The following is a 17,476-nucleotide window of genomic DNA, read 5'->3' on the forward strand; positions in this document are numbered from 1 at the left end:
GCCATCTCGAAAATTCAGTGATCGATGGCTATGCGATTATTTTTATTGTGTGTGCCGGTGACGGCGTGTTCAGAAACCTTCCGCTTGCGCTCCTTGTCTTTCAGATTTCATGACGCACTTCTTTGGAAGGTGGGTGGCCGAAGAACGCACTGTAGGACCTGCTGAAATGGGTGCATGACACAAAGCCGCAGGCAATGGACACATCGAAGATCGATGCACTGGAGTTCTGGATCAGGCGCCGCGCTTCGGTGATGCGCAGCTGGAAGTAGTATTTTTGCGGGGTGGTGTCCAGCTGGTCCTTGAACAGCCGCTGCACCTGGCGTACGGACAAACCGACCGCCTGGCACAGTTGCCCGGGCGACAGTGGCTCTTCCAGGTTTGCCTCCATCAGCTTGATGATTTCGCGCAGGGGCCGGCTGACCTTGGGTTGCAGCGGCCTTTGAACACTGCGGAACCTGCTTTGGTCATGGTCCAGCGTGTCGAGTACTGCATCGGCCAGCGATTGACTGCAGCCGATGTTCAGCCACTGCAGCATCATGTCGAAGGCGCCCGCTGGCGAGGCGGCAGTCAGCCGGTCCCGATCGAGCACCAGGGCATCGTGGGTGACCACGGCGTGCGGCACGCGTTCGGCCAAGGCAATGCGCTGCTCGGGGTGGATGGCACAGCGGTAGCCATCCAGCAAGCCGGCACTGCCCAGATACCAGGCGCCGTTCCACAGGCCGCCGAGCACCACGGGGAACCTGGCAAGCCGTTTCAGCAGCGCGGTCAGCCAGCCGGGGACCGTGCGTGCGGCACGCAGCCCTCCGCAGACCACCATGATGTCGAGGTCGCACAGGCGTACATCGGTCAGCGGCGTGTCTGGCCGGATGGGGATGGCCAGGTCGCTCATCACTTCGTTGTGGTTGTGGCTGAAGGTGTGCACGCGGATCGACCCGGGTGCGATCAGGTTGGCGGTTACCAGTACATCCAGGGCCTGGGTGAAACTGGGCAGGGAGAAGTTGTCCAGCAGCAGAAACCCGACCCGCGAGGGTGCCGACCGTGCAACCGGTTGTGCCATGAAACCCAGGTTGCGCTCTTTGAATGTGTGGCTGAATGCTCTTGTCGTTATTGTCATGGGTCACCCAGGCGCTGGCAGACAGATCGGTAAATAATGTAAGTGTGTGGGCGTTATTGCGTCCAACGCTTTTAATACGGGCTTTCCGATAACGTCGCGTTATTGGCGAGGGTGTGCGAAGTTACGCATAACTCAAAGTTATACGTAAAGTAATTTAAGTGCGGATGTGTTTTTTCGGCGGCTGTGTACGATTCAATTATCTTGTACACGGAACGAGGAGAACACACCAGGATGTCGCAGCGGCACGTTGACCCGGATACCTTGTTACTTCGCATGCCCTCGTTGCGTGCCGTTAAAGCATTTGTCGCCGCTGCCAAGTACCAGAGTTTTACCCGCGCCGCAGAAGCCTTGTGCGTGTCGCAGGCAGCGATCAGCCGGCAGGTTCGCGAGCTGGAAACCTACCTGAGTGCGCGGTTGTTCGAGCGTGTGGGCCGCACGGTTGAGCTGACGCCCGCCGGTTCGGTGTTTTTCGAGGCGTCGCAGTTGTCGTTCGTGAACATTGCCCAGGCGGCGGAGCGCATTCGCCGTACCCCGCAGGAAAAACACGTACTGACCATCTGTTGCTCCCCGGCGTTTTCCGCATTCTGGTTGTCGCAGCACATCAATGCGTTTCGTGCCAACAACCCGGACATCGAACTCAACCTGATCACCACGCAGAATTTCCTGACGCGTGAGCCGGGTGTGGAGCCGGATGTGATCATCTCCAAGCTCGCCAACCCGGGGGAGGCCTACACGCTCTACCCACTGTGCCACGACGTGATTTACCCGGTGTGCTCCCCAGAATACCTGCGGCGGCACCCCGATATCGGCACGCTGGAGGGCCTGCGCGACAGCGCGCTGCTGGACTTGAGCCCCTACGGCCGGGCGGGTGTGGCCGAGCATGTGGACTGGAGTGTGTGGCTGGCGTACCACAACGTGGATATCGACGCGCGTGGCATCGATAGCCCGCCGCTGTTCCACGCCAATGACTACAACCTGATCATCAACATGGTGCTGGCCAACCAGGGTGTCGCACTGGGCTGGAACCAGCTGGTAGCCGGGCTGGTCGAGCAGGGCCGGCTGGCCAGGCCGGTGCGGGAACACGTGACGTTGCGTAACAGCCAGCACTACCTGGCGTGCCGGGAAAAAACCGATGACGATGCCTGCGTGCGGGTGCGGGACTGGATACTTTCAAAGTTTGCCCGGTGGGAAGTTTGAAGTTGCATCTTTGATGCATGAATTTTGGTGGTGGGTTAAGGGTTGTAATGGTTGCTTGAAATGAGCGGAAGTGTGGGTTTGCTCTCCGAAAAGTTGCAGGGTGTGAATTAACAACTACAAGGTTCGGTCATTGCCGGTCGTTGTCGTGCGCAGCGGTTGGCTGGAGGATAATAATGAATAGCAATGAAACCGTCATGGGTCTGATCAAACAGCGTAAGCCGCGACATGTGTTGCCCCGTGAGTTGTATCTGGATCCTGAAGTCTATCGTCAGGACCTGGAGCAGATCTGGCACAAGGACTGGGTGTTCGCCGGTCATACGTTCGAGATCCCCAAGGCCGGCCAGTATTTCACCCTGCAGATTGGCGACTACCCGGTAGCGGTCGTACGCGGCAAGGACGGCGAAGTGCGCGCGTTCCACAATGCCTGCCGCCACCGGGGGGCCAAAGTGTGCGAGCACGCCAGCGGTAAAGTGGCCAAGCTGGTGTGCCCGTACCACAAGTGGACATTCGAGCTGGACGGCAACCTGATCTACGCCGGCAACATGGGCGCGGACTTCGACAAGACGCACTACAACCTCAAGCCCGTGCATGTCGAAGTCGTTCACACCTACATCTACGTGTGTGTGGCGCAACAGGCCCCGGACTTTGGCAGCTTCCGCGCTGCGGTCAGCCCGTTCATCGCCCCGCACGGCCTGGAAAACTGCAAGGTTGCCTTCGAGTCCAACCTGATCGAGAAGGGCAACTGGAAGCTGGTGTTCGAAAACAACCGTGAGTGCTACCACTGCGACGGCACTCACCCGGAGCTGCTCAACTCGTTCGTCGAGAACCTGTCGGTGGCTGGTGTGGGCGGTGATGATGACCCTGAGCTGGTGGCCCACTGGACCCGCTGCGAGTCAGCCGGAATGCCCAGCCGTCTGGTCATGGACCCGCTGGGGCGCTTCCGCATGACTCGCATCCCGCTCTCGGCCGGCGCCGTCAGCTACACCATGGACGGCAAGCCTGCCGTGAACGGGCGCCTGGACAGCAGTGGCGAGGCGGATATCGGTGCGCTGCTGTATTTCAATTACCCGTCTACCTGGAACCACTTCTTGGGCGACCATGCGTTGAGCTTCCGCGTGCTGCCGATTGGCCCCGGGGAGACGCTGGTAACCACCAAGTGGCTGGTGCCGGAGTCGGCAGTGGAAGGAGTGGACTACGACCTTGAGCGCTTGACCAAGGTGTGGCTGGCAACCAACGACCAGGACCGCCGTCTGGTGGAAGGCACGCATGCGGGGGTGTCGTCGCCGGCCTATGAACCAGGGCCGTTCTCGGAGAATGCCGAAAACGGGGTATGCCAGTTCGATGACTGGTACTGCGCGACCATGCTGGAGCGGATGAGTGGGCGTGTGCCGTTGAAATCGGTGGTTTGATCGTTAAACCGATGGGGCCGTAAAACGGCCCCGTCAACCCATTCTGCCCCCGGCCCGATAACGCCAGTGCATGCTCATGATTTACCATGGCAGACGCTTTCACGTTTCCAAGGAATCAGCCATGAGTACTCCCCAGTTCCGCACCCCCACCGCCGCAGACGCCGAACGCTGCTACGCCATTGAAATCGGCGCCTATGAAGGGGATGAGGCGGCCACCCTGGAGAAGATCCGCACCCGCATCGCACAGTATCCACAAGGCTTTCTCATCCTGGAAAACGCGGGTGAGATCGTCGGTTTCATCAACAGCGGCTGCGCCCACGAAGTCGTCATGTCTGATGAAGACTTCAAGGAACTGGTCGGCCACGACCCGGGAGCACCGAACGTGGTGATCATGTCAGTAGTGGTGGACCCGGCACATCAGGGCAAAGGCTACGCCAAACGGCTGATGGATGAATTCATCGCCCGCATGAAAGCGTCGGGCAAGCAGACCATTCACCTGATGTGCAAAGAGCAGCATGTGGCCCTGTACCAGAAGCTGGGCTACCGGTATGTGAAGCCTTCACCGTCGGATCACGGCGGCATGGCCTGGCACGAGATGATCATGGGCCTGTAAGCGAGGGCGTGCTTCAGGCCGGGCGGCCGAACAGGTTGTGGATCACCTCCCTCAGCCAGCGGTTGCCACTGTCCTGGTGGTAGCGGGCGTGCCAGTGTTGCTTCACCGTGAAACCCTCAACCGCAAACGGGCAGTCGTGCACTTGCAGGTCGTGCATATCGGCTAGTGTCTGGCCGATGTGCCGAGGCAGGGTTGCGACCAGGTCCGTAGTGCCGACGATCATCCCCAGCCCGAGAAACGCGGGTAGCTCCAGCACGATGCGACGTTCGATGCTGGCGCGGGCCAGCCCCGCTTCCAGCAACTTCTGACCCGTCCCCGCGCTGATCTGCACATGGCCCTCAGCGTGGTAGCGGGCCAGGTTCATGCCGCCTTCCAGCCGCGGGTGTTGGCGGTTGCTCAGGCATACCCAGTCCTGTTCAAACAGGACCTGCTGGTACATCCCGCCACCCAGCCAAGGCACAAAGCCGATGGCGAGGTCGGCCTCACCCGACTCCAGCGCGCTTTCACTATTGCCATCGATGCGCACAGCCTCCAGGCGGATGCCCGGCGCATGCGTGCGCAGGTGGTTGAGGATGCTTGGCAGCAGGGTGATATGGCTGGCATCGCTGACACACAGGCGAAAGCGCCGTTGTGCCGTGTCGGGGATGAACTGCGGCTCCCAGGCGGTGAGCCTGCGCAGCGACTCAAGGACTTCGCGGCAAGGCCCGATCAACTGGTCGGCGCGCGGGGTAGGGGCCATGCCGCCGGGGGTGCGCACGAACAGAGGGTCGTTCAGTTGCTGGCGCAGGCGGGCCAGCCAGATGCTGATGGTCGGCTGGCTCTGGCCCAGCTGTTCGGCGGCACGGGTAACGCTACGGCAGTGGTAGAGCACATCGAACAATTGCAGCAGCTTGGGCTCGGGCAGGGCGTCGGCAGCAGACATTATTGTAAATCTCAATTGGCATATTGCGGTCATTGTATCGCGCGAATAAGGCCCGCTGCATAAGGTAATCGCAAACCACAGGAGGTCTGCGATTTGAAAGTCTGCATTTTGGGTGCCGGCGCCTTGGGCTGCGCCATTGGTGCGGCGCTGAGCGAGGCCGGGCATGAAACCTGGCTGCTCAACCGTGGTCGCGAGCATGTCGAAGCGATGAACCTGCGAGGGTTGCAGGTGCAGGATGAGCGCGGTGAGCGCCAAGTGCGCGTCAACGCCACCACTGACGCCAACGACGTGGGTGTGGCCGACTTGGTCATGGTGCTGGTGAAGTCATTCCACACCGCCGAAGCGATGGCCGGGGCCACCGCGCTGCTGGGGCCGCAGACGCTGGTGCTGTCGCTGCAGAACGGCTTGGGGCACGAGGACATTCTGGCCGAGGTGGCCGGACGGGAACGGGTGCTGGCGGGTAAGACCTATGTGGGCGGCGTGCTGCTTGCCCCCGGTTCGATTCGCGCTGGTGTGGCGGGCAAACACACTTACATCGGTGAACTCGACGGGCAGCTTTCAGCGCGTGTACAGGCCATCGCCGAGGCCTTCAACGCTGCCGGGCTGGCCACCACGGTCAGTGACAACATCCTCGGTACCATGTGGGACAAGCTGCTGGTCAATGTCGCCACGGGCGCACTCAGCGGTATCACCATGCTCAGCTACGGCCAGTTGTACAGCGAGCCGCTGCTGGCCAGCACTGCCAAAGCGGCGGTGGCCGAGGCGATTGCAGTGGCCGAGCGTGCCGGTATAAGCCTGAGCCTGACCAGCCCCGACGCAGCGTGGGCCTTGGCCGCCGAGGGCCTGCCATCAAGCTTCCGCACCTCGATGCTGCAAAGCCTGGAAAAAGGCTCGTTCACCGAAATCGACTTCATCAACGGCTCTGTCGTGCGCTGGGGCCAGCGCCACGGCGTCGCCACACCGGTCAACGCCACGTTGGTGGCCTGTATCAAGGGCATCGAACGCGCGATGGCCGATCATCAGAAAAGGGACAACCCATGAGCCAGCCAAAAGCCTACCTTGAACACGTGGCGTTCTGGGTGCAGGACATCCAGTGGCATATCCGTTTTTTCAGCGAAGTGTGTGGCATGACCATGCGTGAGGTGCAGGGCAGCGTCGAGCAACCGGCGCAGTACTGGACGCTGGGTGGCCTGCAGTTCATTCACCAGCCCGACTTTGCCGGCCCTGAGGGGCGCATGGCACACCTGGGCATCATGTGCGAAGACCTGGAGAGCGTACTGGCAGCCGCCCAACGCTATGGCGTCAGCGAAATGCCCCAGGGCCGTAACTGGCTGCGCTTGCCGGATGGTCTGGCGGTGGAGTTCATTCAGGCGTTGCCGGCGAAGTGTGTTGCCCAGGCACTGGCCATCGACCCGCGTGCGCAGGTGCAGGCATGAGCGTGGTGGAACGATACTGGGATGATGCCCGCGAAGGCGATGAGTGCATCAGCCCCACCTATACCGTAACCCGTGAGCGCATCCTGGCCTACGCCGATCTCACGGGTGATCACACCCCGGTGCACGTCGACGAGGCCTACGCCAACGCCAGCCACTTCGGCTGCCTGGTTGCGCACGGCCTGTTCGGGCTGTCGATCGCCGATGGCCTGAAGACCCAGTGCGAGTACCGCTTCTTGCCGGGCATGTCGCTGGGCTGGACCTGGGACTTCGTGTTGCCGATCAAGGTCAACGATGTGTTGCACGTACGCATGCGGGTGGGGGCGATGCGACCGAGCAACAGCCGGCCAGGCTGGGGCATCGTGGTGCTGCCGTCAGAGCTGGTCAACCAGCATGGCCAGGTCGTGCAGCGCGGCGAGCACCGGCTGATGGTGCCACGGAGGGGGCAGGCATGAGCCAGGCATTGCCATTGGCGGGTATCCGCGTCATCGATTACAGCCACTTCCTTGCCGGGCCCTATGTGGGGCGCTGCCTGGCGGCGCTGGGCGCTGAAGTGATCAAGGTCGAGCGGCCGGGCAGCGGCGATGCTGGCCGCCAGCACGCATTTACCCTGGACGATCAGCAGAGCGGCTATTTCCTGCAAATGAACATGGGCAAGCAGGGCGTCAGCGTGAACATGAAGGACCCACGCGGAAAAGCCTTCATGCAGCGCCTGGCCGACTCGGCCGACGTATTCATTGAAAACTACCGCCCCGGCGCGCTGGACAAGCTGGGGCTGGGCTATGCCGAGCTGTCGGTGCGTAACCCGCGCCTGGTGTACTGCTCGATCTCCGCCTATGGCCACACCGGGCCGGATGCCCACCGCGCCGGTTTCGGGCTGATCGCCGAGGCCAAGAGCGGGATCATGCAGATGGTCGGCGTGCCGGGTGAGGCGCCGCCATTGCTGCGCATTTCGCTGGGCGACATGTACACCGGTATTCACGCCGTAGCAGCGATCAACGCGGCACTGTTGGGGCGGGTGAGCAGTGGGCGCGGCCAGCACATTGACATGGCGCTGTACGACACCTTGGTGTCGATGCACGAGTACGCCGTGCAGTGCTACTCGCTGTCCGATGGCACCGTGCTGCCCGAGCAGACCGGCCACGACATGCCCACGTCTACCTTGTACGGCGTGTTCCGCGCCGCTGATGGCGATTTGGTGATTGCAGCCCAGGTCGATGATGCCTGGCGGCGCTTCGCCGCCATGCTCGAAGCCAACGGCGGCCCGGCAGGTTTTGGCAGCGATAACCGCTACCACGACCTGAATGGCCGCAATGCCCACCGCGAGGCGATTCTGGCGGTGGTGCGTGACTGGGCGGGTGCGCGCTCGGTGGCGGAGATCCTTGCCTTGCTCGACACCGTCGACATTCCCAGTGCCAAGGTACAGCGTATCGATGAGGTGTTGGCCGACCCGCAAATCCAGGCGCGCAACATGGTCATCGAACAGCTGCACCCTCGCTACGGCACCCTGCGCCTGCCCAATCTGCCGTTCCGGTTTTCCGGCTGTGACACCACGATCCATCAGGTAGCCCCGGACCTCGGCCAGCACAACGCCGAAGTGGCCGCAGCGCTTGGCTTCAGCCCTGAAGAAATCACCGCCATGCAGGCAGACGGTGTGCTGTTTACCCACGGAGATACACGATGAGCGACCGCTACGCAGTGATCGGCCGACCGATCAACCACACCAAGTCACCGCTGATTCATGGCCTGTTCGCTCAGGCCAGCGGCCAGCACCTGGAATACGGGGCTATTGAAGGCTCGCTGGACGGTTTTGAGGCCCAGGTGTTGCAGTTTCGCACTGACGGTGGGCTGGGCATGAACATCACCGCGCCGTTCAAACTGCGTGCCTTCGAGCTGGCCGACCGGCGCAGCGAGCGCGCGCAGTTGGCCCGGGCCGCCAATGCGCTGAAGTTCGAGGATGGCCATATCACAGCTGAAAACTTCGACGGCATCGGCTTGCTGCGCGATATCGAAGCCAACCTCGGTGAGCCGCTGCGCAACCGCCGCGTGCTGATGCTTGGCGCCGGTGGTGCAGTGCGCGGCGCGCTGTTGCCGTTCTTGCACGCGGAGCCCAGCGAGCTGGTGATTGCAAACCGCGACATGACCAAGGCCTTGGCACTGCGTAACGAACTGGACCACCCAAGGCTGCGTATCAGCCGTTACGAAGCGCTGGAAGGGCAAACCTTCGACATTGTGGTCAACGCCACTTCCGCCAGCCTTGTCGGTGAACTGCCGCCGCTGCCTGGCGGGGTGTTGGGCGAAGCGCGACTGGCGTATGAACTGGCCTACGGCAAAGGCCTCACGCCGTTTCTGCGCCTGGCGCGCGAGGCCGGTGTGGCACGCCTGGCGGATGGCGTGGGCATGCTGGTCGAGCAGGCCGCAGAGGCGTTTGCCTGGTGGCGAGGCGTACGGCCTGAAACCCGTGCCGTGATCGACCGCCTGACGATTGCGCTGGAGTAAGCCATGGTCGCCAATGTCCTGATGCTACACGGTATCAACCACAACATGTTTGGCAAGCGCGACCCGCGCCAGTATGGCACGGCAACCCTGGCCGACATCGACCAGGCCTTGGAGGCGCTGGGCGCGGAGCTGGGGGCAAGGGTCGAAAGCTTCCAGAGCAACTTCGAAGGTGCCCTGTGCGAGCGTATCCACCGGGCCTTTGACGACCGGGTGGATGCAGTGCTGATCAATGCCGGGGCGTGGACGCATTACAGCTACGGTATTCGTGATGCACTGGCCATTCTTGAGGTGCCGGTGGTTGAAGTGCATATGTCGAACATCCATGCTAGGGAGCCGTTTCGGCACCATTCGGTGTTTGCCGAGGTGGTGCGTGGGCAGATCTGCGGGTTTGGTGTCGAGACTTACCTGCTGGCGTTACGTGCAGCCATGCGCATGCGCTAAGCCTTGGCACCTACTTGTGCGGGAGCGGGCATGCCCGTTCCCATAGGGGTGCCCAAGGCCCCATGATTCATTGCCAACCAGAAGGACCTGTATCTTGGCCAATCCGGCAGCTCCCTATACCTCCCGCCAAGCCACCTGCATCGCCTTGCTGGTCGCCATCACCTTCTTCATGGAAAACCTCGACGCCACCGTCATTGCCACGGCGCTGCCGCAGATGGCCAGTGATTTCGGCGAAAATGCGGTCAGCCTGAACATCGGCATCAGTGCCTACCTGCTGGCGGTGGCGGTGTTCATTCCGCTGAGCGGCTGGGTGGCCGACCGCTTCGGCCCGCGACAGGTGTTCGCCGGGGCCATCGGCCTGTTTACCGTGGCGTCGTTGCTGTGTGGCATGGCCCCCAACCTGGAAACCTTCATCGCCGCGCGGATATTACAGGGTATTGGCGGTGCCTTGATGGTGCCGGTAGGCCGGTTGGTGGTGCTGCGTACCACCGAAAAGAAAGACCTGGTGAAAATGCTTGCGGTGATCACCTGGCCCGGGTTGGTGGCGCCAGTACTGGGGCCACCGCTCGGTGGCCTGATCGTCACCCATTGGTCGTGGCCCTGGATCTTCTACCTGAACATCCCCCTCGGGTTGCTGGCTATCGTGGCGGCCTGGTTACTGGTTCCGAATGCCCGTTCAGATGAAACACGCCGTTTTGACATGCTGGGCTTCGTGTTTCTGGCGTCGGCTTGTGCGGCGTGGCTGGTCGGCCTGGAAATGCTTGGTTCACTGGCGGGGGGCAGCCTGGGGGCCGGGCTGGCGCTGGTGTTGCTGGGTGGGGGGCTGACCGGGTTGGCGGTCCGTCACTGCAAGCGCCATCCTGCACCGTTGTTGCCACTGGAAACCCTGGCTATCCCCACGTTCAGGGTCAGCATCGTGGGCGGTACCTTGTTCCGCCTGTCGATCAGCGCCTTGCCGTTTTTGATCCCTCTGCTGTTGCAAATCGGTTTTGGCCTGTCGCCCGTGGATGCCGGGCTGCTGGTGCTGGCGATCTTCGCGGGCAACCTGGCGATGAAGCCGTTCACCACCCGCTTGCTGCGCCGTTATGGCTTTCGCCGGGTGTTGCTGGTCAATGGCGTGATTGGCGTTGGATGCATTCTGGCGTGCCTGGGCTTGCAGCCAGGCATGCCGTGGTACTGGATGGCGGTGGTGCTGTTCGTGGGTGGGCTTTCGCGGTCGATGCAATTCACCACCTACAACGCTGTCGGCTTTGCCGAAGTGCCCAAGCAGCAGATGGGCGAGGCTTCGACGTTGTTCAGCATGTGCTTCCAGCTGGCGATGGCCTTGGGTGTGGCGGTGGTGGCGCTGCTGCTACGCGTAGCGATGATGGTGCGGGGCGGCGAGAATGAGATGTCAGTCAGCGACTTTCACTGGGCGTTGATCGGCGTTGCATTGATCGCCTGCGTCGCGTTGGTGGATGCCATCCGCTTGCCGAGCAATGCCGGGGAGCACGTGCTGCGCACCTGATCGTTGAAGGGTACGGCTACAAGGCATCACGCAGCTGGATGACACCCTCGAGCGCCAGCGCCTGGGCCGAGTAGCACAGGCCGATGCGTCGGCGCAGGTCCAGTTGTGGCATAGGCTCGCTGTGTACGCCACGGTGCTCGGCCGCCAGCGACTCCGGCACGATCGCGGTACCCAGACCTGCGGCGACCAGCTCCAGGGCCAGGGCAAAGCTATCGGCTTCTGCCACAGGCGTGCCGCTGTAAAACGGTTGCAGGCGCTGATGGCTGGGCTGTGCAGGGCAGGTGATCCACTGGGCCTTGGCGGGGGCCTGCGGTGCGGTCGCCAGGACGAACCGGTCGCTGTGCAGTGGCAGAAACAGTTCATCCTCACAACGCAGTTCCTCGCTGGCGAGCCGCACTGCGCCCATGCAGCCGGTCACCAGTTGCAGGCGCACCGGAGGCTGGAGGGCTGCCGCTGCCAGCACCACCTTGCCCAGCACCGCCGCGCTCACATCCTGCTCGACACCGATCTGCAACGGCGCGCGTTCACGATCCCCTTTGAAGCGTCCAAGCAGGCGGTTGGCATCGGCGACCATGCGCTGCGCCTCGGGGTACAGCGCCCGGGCATCCTCGGTTACCGCCACGCCACGGGCCTGGCGAACGAACAGCGTGGTGCCCAGCGCTTCTTCCAGTGCCTTGATGCTGCCGGAAAGCGCCGGTTGGCTAAGGTGAATCGAGCGCGCGGCGGCGGTGATGTTGCGCTCTTCGAACACGGCGATGAAGGCACGAAGCTGGCGATAATCCATAGGGTACCCATAAGTGATGCCGATGGCTGCGAAAGGAATTTCCCATTTTTCGCAAGAAAAACTGGCTTCTATACTCGCTCTACTTCTTACCCATAGGCAAATCGGATAACAGGATGGTGACCATGACCAACACCCATAAACCCTTGGTAGTCATTACCGGTGCCAGCTCCGGCATCGGCCTGGCCACCGCCAGGCTACTGTCCAGCCGTGGCCACGCCTTGTTGCTGCTTTCGCGTCGCCTGGCGCCGATGCAGCAACTGCAGCTGCCAAACACGCTGGCACTGTCGGTTGATATCACCGACCGCACTGCAGTGCTGGCCGCCGTCGCCGAAGCCGAAGCGCGCTTTGGCCCGGTAGACGCGATCATCAACAATGCGGGGGTGATGCTGTTGGGCAACATCACCACCCAGGACCCGGAGCAGTGGGACCGCATGCTCGACGTCAACGTGCGTGGGCTGCTCAACGGCATCCATGCCGTGGCCAGCGGTATGGTCGAACGCAAGCACGGCACCATCATCAACGTCAGCTCCGTGGCCGGGCGCAAGGCATTCCCCAACCATGTCGCCTACGTCGGTACCAAGTTCGCCGTCACTGGCCTTTCGGAAAACCTGCGTGAAGAACTGGCGCCCAGCAACGTGCGGGTGATCACCATCGAGCCAGGCGCGGTCGATACCGAGCTGCTCAGCCACACGACCGATGATGCCATCAAGGCCGGCTACAACGACTGGAAGCAGGAAATGGGCGGGGTGCTCACGGCCGAGACCATTGCCGAGACCATCGGCTTTGCCTACGGCCAGCCGCAATCGGTGTGCATTCGGGAAATCGTGGTGTGCGCTACCCGCCAGCAGGCGTGACGGGTAGCGCGTGGTGCATCACGCACCGTTGACCAGTTGGTGCGCCAGCTGGTTGTGGCGCTCCAGCACGCGGGGCAGGTCGACGGTGGTCAACTGGCCGTCCTTGACCACCACACGGCCGTTGATCACGCTGGTGTGCACCTGGGTCGGGGTGCAGAACACCAGTGCCGCCAGCGGGTCGTGATGGCCGCCGGCATAGGCCACGTGGCCCAGGTCGAAGGCGACGAAGTCGGCGACCATGCCGGGCGCCAGGGCGCCGATGTCATTGCGGTTGAGCACCTTGGCACCGCCCAGGGTGGCGATTTCCAGTGCTTCGCGTGCGGTCATCGCGTCGGGGCCGAAGCCTACCCGTTGCAGCAGCAGGGCTTGGCGTACTTCACCGATCATGCTGGCGCCATCGTTGGACGCCGAACCATCGACCCCCAGGCCCACCGGCACGCCGTGGTCGCGCATCTTGCGCACCGGGGCGATGCCCGAGGCCAGGCGCATGTTCGAGCAAGGGCAGTGGGCGACCCCGGTACCGGTGCGGGCGAACAGCTCGATGCCGTGCTGGTCGAGCTGCACACAGTGTGCGTGCCAGACATCGTGACCGACCCAGCCGAGGTCTTCGGCGTATTCGGCGGGGGTCATGCCGAATTTCTCGCGGCTGTAGGCGATATCGTTGACGTTTTCGGCCAGGTGGGTGTGTAGCGACACCCCGTATTGGCGCGCCAGCACGGCGGCTTCGCGCATCAGGTCGCGGCTGACCGAGAAGGGCGAGCAGGGCGCCACCACGATACGGCGCATCGCGCCATGGCTGGCATCGTGGTAGTCCTCGATCAGGCGCTGGGACTCCTTGAGGATGTCGGCCTCCTTTTCCACCACCGCGTCAGGCGGCAGGCCGCCCTGGCTCTGGCCCACGCTCATGCTGCCGCGCGCGGCGTGGAAGCGCATGCCGATTTCGGCGGCGGCATGGATGCTGTCGTCGAGCTTGCAGCCGTTGGGGTAGATGTACAGGTGGTCGCTGGAGGTGGTGCAGCCGGACAGGATCAGTTCGGCCATCGCGGTCTGGGTCGACACCGCGATCATTTCGGGCGTCAGGCGTGCCCAGATCGGGTACAGGTTGGTCAGCCAGTTGAACAGCTCACCGTCCTGGGCAGCAGGCACCACGCGGGTGAGGCTCTGGTACATGTGGTGGTGGGTGTTGACCAGGCCCGGGATGACTACTTTGCCGGCCATGTCCAGGATGACATCGGCCTGTTGTGGCAGGGTATCGCTGGGGCCGACCTGCTTGATCAGGTTGTCTTCGATGAACAGGCCGCCGTGTTTGATTTCGCGGCGTTCGCCGTCCATGGTGACCAGGAGTGCAGCGTTTTTGACGAGTAGCGTTTTTGCAGCATTGGTAGATGACATGGCTAAAGCCTGTCGCAATACGCATCGGCGATTGCCGATGTCATAGGCGCAGGGCATTGTAAGCAAGGTTTTTGCGGATTGTATACAGGGCTGGTAGTCCTGTGCCGGCCTCTTCGCGGGCTCGCCCGCTCCCACAGGTACGGCACAGCTCTGGAGTTCTGTGCAGTACCTGTGGGAGCGGGCGAGCCCGCGAAGAGGCCGGTGCAGGTTACCTCAACAGCAGATCACGCCGCGCCACGGCTGGCGACCCCATCCACCAACCGCGCAATCCCCAGCGGGTTGGCGCTTTTCAGCGCATCCGGCAGCAGTGCCTCCGGGTAGTTCTGGAAGCACACCGGGCGCAGGAAACGGTCGATGGCCAAGGTGCCGACCGAGGTGCCTCGGGCATCAGACGTGGCCGGGTAAGGCCCGCCATGCACCATGGCGTCGCTTACTTCAACGCCAGTCGGGTAGCCGTTCAACAGCAGGCGCCCGGCCTTGCGTTCCAGCAGTGGTACCAGCCCGGCAAAGGCGTGCAGGTCGTCAGGCTCGGCAATCAGGGTGGCCGTCAGCTGGCCTTGCAGGTGGCGCAACGCCTCGGCCAGTTGCTGGGCATCGGCCACCTCCACTACGACGGTGGTCGGGCCGAACACTTCTTCCTGTAGCAGTGGGTCGCCGTTCAGCAGCAGGCTTACGTCGGCCTTGAACAGCTGTGGCCGGGCCTGGTTACCGGTTTGCGGCTGCCCGGCCAGATGCTGGATGCCTGGGTGGGCCAGCAGGTGCTGCACACCGTTCTGGTAGCTGCGCAGGGTTCCGGCATTGAGCATGGTCTGTGGACCCTGGTCGGCCATGTGCGCCACCAGCGTGTGCACGAAGTGCTCGAACTGCGGCGACCGAATACCAATGACCAGGCCCGGGTTGGTACAGAACTGCCCACAACCCAGCACCACCGAGGCGGCCAGCTCTGCAGCCACTTGCTCGCCACGGGCCAGCAGCGCCTGCGGCAGCACGATGACCGGGTTGATGCTGCTCATTTCGGCGAACACCGGGATTGGCTGCGGGCGCGCGGCAGCCATGTCGCACAGGGCGCGGCCACCCCGCAGCGAGCCGGTGAACCCCACTGCCTGAATGGCCGGGTGCTTGACCAGCGCTTCGCCCACGCCGGCACCGTAGATCATGTTGAACACCCCTGCCGGCATGCCGCTGCTGGCCACGGCGCGGTCGATGGCTGCGGCGACATGAGCGGCAGTGAGCATGTGCCCGCTGTGCGCCTTGAACACCACGGGGCAGCCCGCTGCCAGCGCCGAGGCGGTGTCACCCCCTGCCGTGGAGAAGGCCAGTGGGAAGTTGCTGGCGCCGAACACGGCCACCGGGCCCACGCCGATGCGGTACTGGCGCAGGTCCGGGCGTGGCAGCGGGGTACGCTGGGGCAGGGCACGGTCGATGCGTGCAGCGTAGAAGTCGCCACGGCGTACCACCTCGGCAAACAGGCGCAACTGGTTGCTGGTGCGGGTGCGTTCGCCACGGATGCGGGCTTCGGGCAGTGCGGTTTCGCGGGTGACATGCTGGATGAAGTCGTCGCCCAGGGCGTCCAGTTCGTTGGCGATGGCGTCGAGGAAGGCGGCGCGCTGTGCCGGGCGGGTACTGCGGTAGGCCGGGTAGGCAACCTCGGCAGCCTGCACGGCAGCCTCGACTTCGTCGCCGGTTGCCTGGTGGAAGGCGTACGGCAGCGGCTCGCCGCTGTGGGCGTCGACGCTGTTCAGCAGCACGTCCCCGTTGCCGCTGAGTTGGCCGGCGATGTGGTTCAGGCGATGTTCGATGGACATTTCGGTTCCCGTTGGCAATGGCAGTCGTTGCGCTGGGACTGTAGGCGGCGAACGGGAGGCTGAATAATGATTAATGCGGATCGGGTGATAACGAGCGGTTATCACCCGGTGCTCAGCGTCACTCGGCCATCTGCAACTCCGGCAGCTTCACCCGGAACGCCTTGGTCAGCCCCATCAGCACCACCAACCCCATGCCCATCCAGCACAGGCCGATGGTGAACGACAGGCTGGTCAGGCTGCTCCACAGCCACAGGGTGCTAAGGAAGCCCAAGCCGGGAATGGCGCCATACAGCAGGTAGTTGCGGCCACCGCGTAGCTTCTGATCGACCAGGTAGTGCTTGACCACCGCCAGGTTTACCGCCGAAAAGGCGAACAGGGCGCCAAAGCTGATCATGTTGGCCACGGTGTCGAGGGTGATGACCAGGGCGATGAGGGACAGCAGGCTGACCACCAGGATGGCAGTCGCCGGTACGCGCTTTTTCGTCACCAGCTGGCCGAACGCGCGCGGCAATGCGCCGTCGCGGCCCATGGCGAACAGCACGCGTGACACGCTGGCCTGGGACACCATGGCCGAGGCGAAGCAGCCGGCCACGTAGGTGGCGGTAAACGCGGTAACCAGCAATTCGCCGCCCACCCGGCGCATTACATCCACCGAGGCCGAGTCCGGGTCGGCAAAGCTGCCCCAGTCGGGGAACACCATTTGTGCGCAGTACGACACCACCAGGAACAGCAAGCCGCCGATCAGCGACACGGCCAGGATCGCCACGGGAATGCGGTAGGTCGGGTTGCTGGTTTCCTCAGCCATGGTCGACACCGCGTCAAAACCGAGAAACGACAGACACAGCACGGCGGCGCCCGTCATGATCAGCGGCACGTTGAAGCCTTCGTGATGGAAGGGGGCCAGCAGCGACACCGGCTCCGCCTGTCCGTTGAGCTTGAGCACGGACAGGGCGACGAAGACGATGATGAACACCAGCTGCGCCACCACCAGGATCCAGTTGACGCGGGTGATCGACTCGATGCCGATCAGGTTGAGGAAGGTGACCAGGGCAATGGAGCCTGCCACCCACACCCAGGCGTGGATCGCCGGAAAGTATTCCGACATGTAGATGCCGATCAGCAGGTAGCTGAGCAGCGGCAGGAAGATGTAGTCGAGCAGCAGCGTCCAGCCGGTGATGAAACCGATGTGGCTGCCGAAGGCTTTGCGCGTGTAGGTGTAGACCGAGCCGGAGTAGGGGTGGGCCTGGACCATGCGGCCGTAGCTGTAGGCGGTGAGCAGCATGGCGGCGAGGGTGAGCAGGTAGGCGGTGGGCAGGTGCCCTTTGGTCATCTGGGTGACCAGCCCGTAGGTGGTGAAGACGGCCAGGGGCACCATGTAGGCCAGGCCGAACAGCACCAGGGCGGTCATGCCCATGGATTTGCGGAAGCGGCCGGTGCTGGCGCCGGGGTGTGACGGTGCATGCGAAGCAGGCGAATGGGCTGTACTTGTTGTTGTATGCATTGCTA

Annotated in this window: 17 protein-coding genes; 11 read left to right on the forward strand and 6 right to left on the reverse strand. The window is 63.1% G+C overall.

Translation table 11 applies throughout. The annotated features are described in order from the left end of the window. Positions 1–100: 100 nt before the first annotated feature. Positions 101–1,057 (reverse strand): GlxA family transcriptional regulator, encoded by a 957-nt coding sequence (locus tag A0O30_RS25215; protein ID WP_256589808.1) that lies wholly within the window; start codon positions 1,055–1,057, stop codon positions 101–103. Between the two features lie 288 nt (positions 1,058–1,345). Here A0O30_RS25215 and A0O30_RS25220 point away from each other — a divergent pair, with 288 nt between their 5' ends. From A0O30_RS25220 to A0O30_RS25230, 3 genes are all read left to right on the forward strand, one after another. Beyond that, the gene (locus A0O30_RS25220) at positions 1,346–2,311 is read left to right on the forward strand and encodes a LysR substrate-binding domain-containing protein (RefSeq protein ID WP_105948486.1); all 966 of its coding nucleotides are present in this window, start codon (positions 1,346–1,348) and stop codon (positions 2,309–2,311) included. Positions 2,312–2,484: 173 nt separating this feature from the next. Beyond that, the gene (locus A0O30_RS25225) at positions 2,485–3,720 is read left to right on the forward strand and encodes an SRPBCC family protein (protein ID WP_105948487.1); all 1,236 of its coding nucleotides are present in this window, start codon (positions 2,485–2,487) and stop codon (positions 3,718–3,720) included. 121 nt (positions 3,721–3,841) lie between these two features. Further along, a complete protein-coding gene (locus A0O30_RS25230; RefSeq protein WP_105948488.1) occupies positions 3,842–4,333 on the forward strand; it encodes a GNAT family N-acetyltransferase in 492 nt (163 codons plus the stop codon). Between the two features lie 13 nt (positions 4,334–4,346). On the opposite strand, the gene A0O30_RS25235 is transcribed toward A0O30_RS25230, so the two are convergent. Further along, entirely contained in the window at positions 4,347–5,255 is a 909-nt protein-coding gene (locus A0O30_RS25235) for a LysR family transcriptional regulator (RefSeq protein WP_105948489.1), read from the reverse strand. A 93-nt stretch (positions 5,256–5,348) separates the two neighbouring features. Between A0O30_RS25235 and A0O30_RS25240 the strand changes: the two genes are divergently transcribed. The 7 genes from A0O30_RS25240 (at position 5,349) to A0O30_RS25270 (ending at position 11,135) form a co-directional block, all read left to right on the forward strand. Next, positions 5,349–6,296, forward strand: coding sequence for a ketopantoate reductase family protein (locus tag A0O30_RS25240; RefSeq protein WP_105948490.1), 948 nt, complete (start codon positions 5,349–5,351; stop codon positions 6,294–6,296). Beyond that, positions 6,293–6,691 carry a VOC family protein gene (locus tag A0O30_RS25245; protein ID WP_016714609.1) on the forward strand — a complete coding sequence of 133 codons (399 nt, stop codon included), beginning with the start codon at positions 6,293–6,295 and terminating at the stop codon, positions 6,689–6,691. Before A0O30_RS25240 ends, A0O30_RS25245 begins: the two co-directional genes overlap by 4 nt. Beyond that, positions 6,688–7,143 carry a MaoC family dehydratase gene (locus tag A0O30_RS25250; protein WP_060497170.1) on the forward strand — a complete coding sequence of 152 codons (456 nt, stop codon included), beginning with the start codon at positions 6,688–6,690 and terminating at the stop codon, positions 7,141–7,143. The genes A0O30_RS25245 and A0O30_RS25250 overlap by 4 nt, the downstream gene beginning before the upstream one ends. Further along, positions 7,140–8,372, forward strand: coding sequence for a CaiB/BaiF CoA-transferase family protein (locus tag A0O30_RS25255; protein ID WP_105948491.1), 1,233 nt, complete (start codon positions 7,140–7,142; stop codon positions 8,370–8,372). The genes A0O30_RS25250 and A0O30_RS25255 overlap by 4 nt, the downstream gene beginning before the upstream one ends. Next, positions 8,369–9,187 (forward strand): shikimate dehydrogenase, encoded by an 819-nt coding sequence (gene aroE / locus A0O30_RS25260; protein WP_105948492.1) that lies wholly within the window; start codon positions 8,369–8,371, stop codon positions 9,185–9,187. The genes A0O30_RS25255 and aroE overlap by 4 nt, the downstream gene beginning before the upstream one ends. 3 nt (positions 9,188–9,190) lie before the next feature. Next, entirely contained in the window at positions 9,191–9,628 is a 438-nt protein-coding gene (gene aroQ / locus A0O30_RS25265) for a type II 3-dehydroquinate dehydratase (RefSeq protein ID WP_105948493.1), read from the forward strand. Positions 9,629–9,722: 94 nt separating this feature from the next. Further along, positions 9,723–11,135, forward strand: coding sequence for a DHA2 family efflux MFS transporter permease subunit (locus tag A0O30_RS25270; RefSeq protein ID WP_105948494.1), 1,413 nt, complete (start codon positions 9,723–9,725; stop codon positions 11,133–11,135). Positions 11,136–11,151: 16 nt separating this feature from the next. Here A0O30_RS25270 and A0O30_RS25275 read toward each other — a convergent pair whose 3' ends face one another. Further along, positions 11,152–11,919, reverse strand: a complete 768-nt coding sequence (locus A0O30_RS25275; RefSeq protein ID WP_105948495.1) for a LysR family transcriptional regulator — start codon at positions 11,917–11,919, stop codon at positions 11,152–11,154. A 122-nt stretch (positions 11,920–12,041) separates the two neighbouring features. On the opposite strand from A0O30_RS25275, the gene A0O30_RS25280 reads away from it, so the two are divergent. Next, entirely contained in the window at positions 12,042–12,773 is a 732-nt protein-coding gene (locus A0O30_RS25280; protein WP_105948496.1) for an SDR family oxidoreductase, read from the forward strand. 18 nt (positions 12,774–12,791) lie between these two features. Here A0O30_RS25280 and A0O30_RS25285 read toward each other — a convergent pair whose 3' ends face one another. The 3 genes from A0O30_RS25285 to A0O30_RS25300 all read right to left on the reverse strand — a co-directional run bounded on the left by A0O30_RS25285 (position 12,792) and on the right by A0O30_RS25300 (position 17,471). Then, on the reverse strand, positions 12,792–14,165 hold the full coding sequence (locus A0O30_RS25285; RefSeq protein ID WP_105948497.1) for an 8-oxoguanine deaminase: 1,374 nt from the start codon (positions 14,163–14,165) through the stop codon (positions 12,792–12,794). A 224-nt stretch (positions 14,166–14,389) separates the two neighbouring features. Beyond that, the gene (locus A0O30_RS25295; RefSeq protein WP_105948498.1) at positions 14,390–15,970 is read right to left on the reverse strand and encodes an aldehyde dehydrogenase (NADP(+)); all 1,581 of its coding nucleotides are present in this window, start codon (positions 15,968–15,970) and stop codon (positions 14,390–14,392) included. 118 nt (positions 15,971–16,088) lie between these two features. Further along, complete coding sequence (locus A0O30_RS25300; RefSeq protein ID WP_105948499.1) at positions 16,089–17,471, reverse strand: APC family permease; 1,383 nt, start codon at positions 17,469–17,471, stop codon at positions 16,089–16,091. Between the last annotated feature and the right edge of the window lie 5 nt (positions 17,472–17,476).

Origin of the sequence: Pseudomonas sp. LLC-1 (genome assembly GCF_002992185.1) — a bacterium.
Classification (GTDB): Bacteria; Pseudomonadota; Gammaproteobacteria; order Pseudomonadales; family Pseudomonadaceae; genus Aquipseudomonas; species Aquipseudomonas monteilii.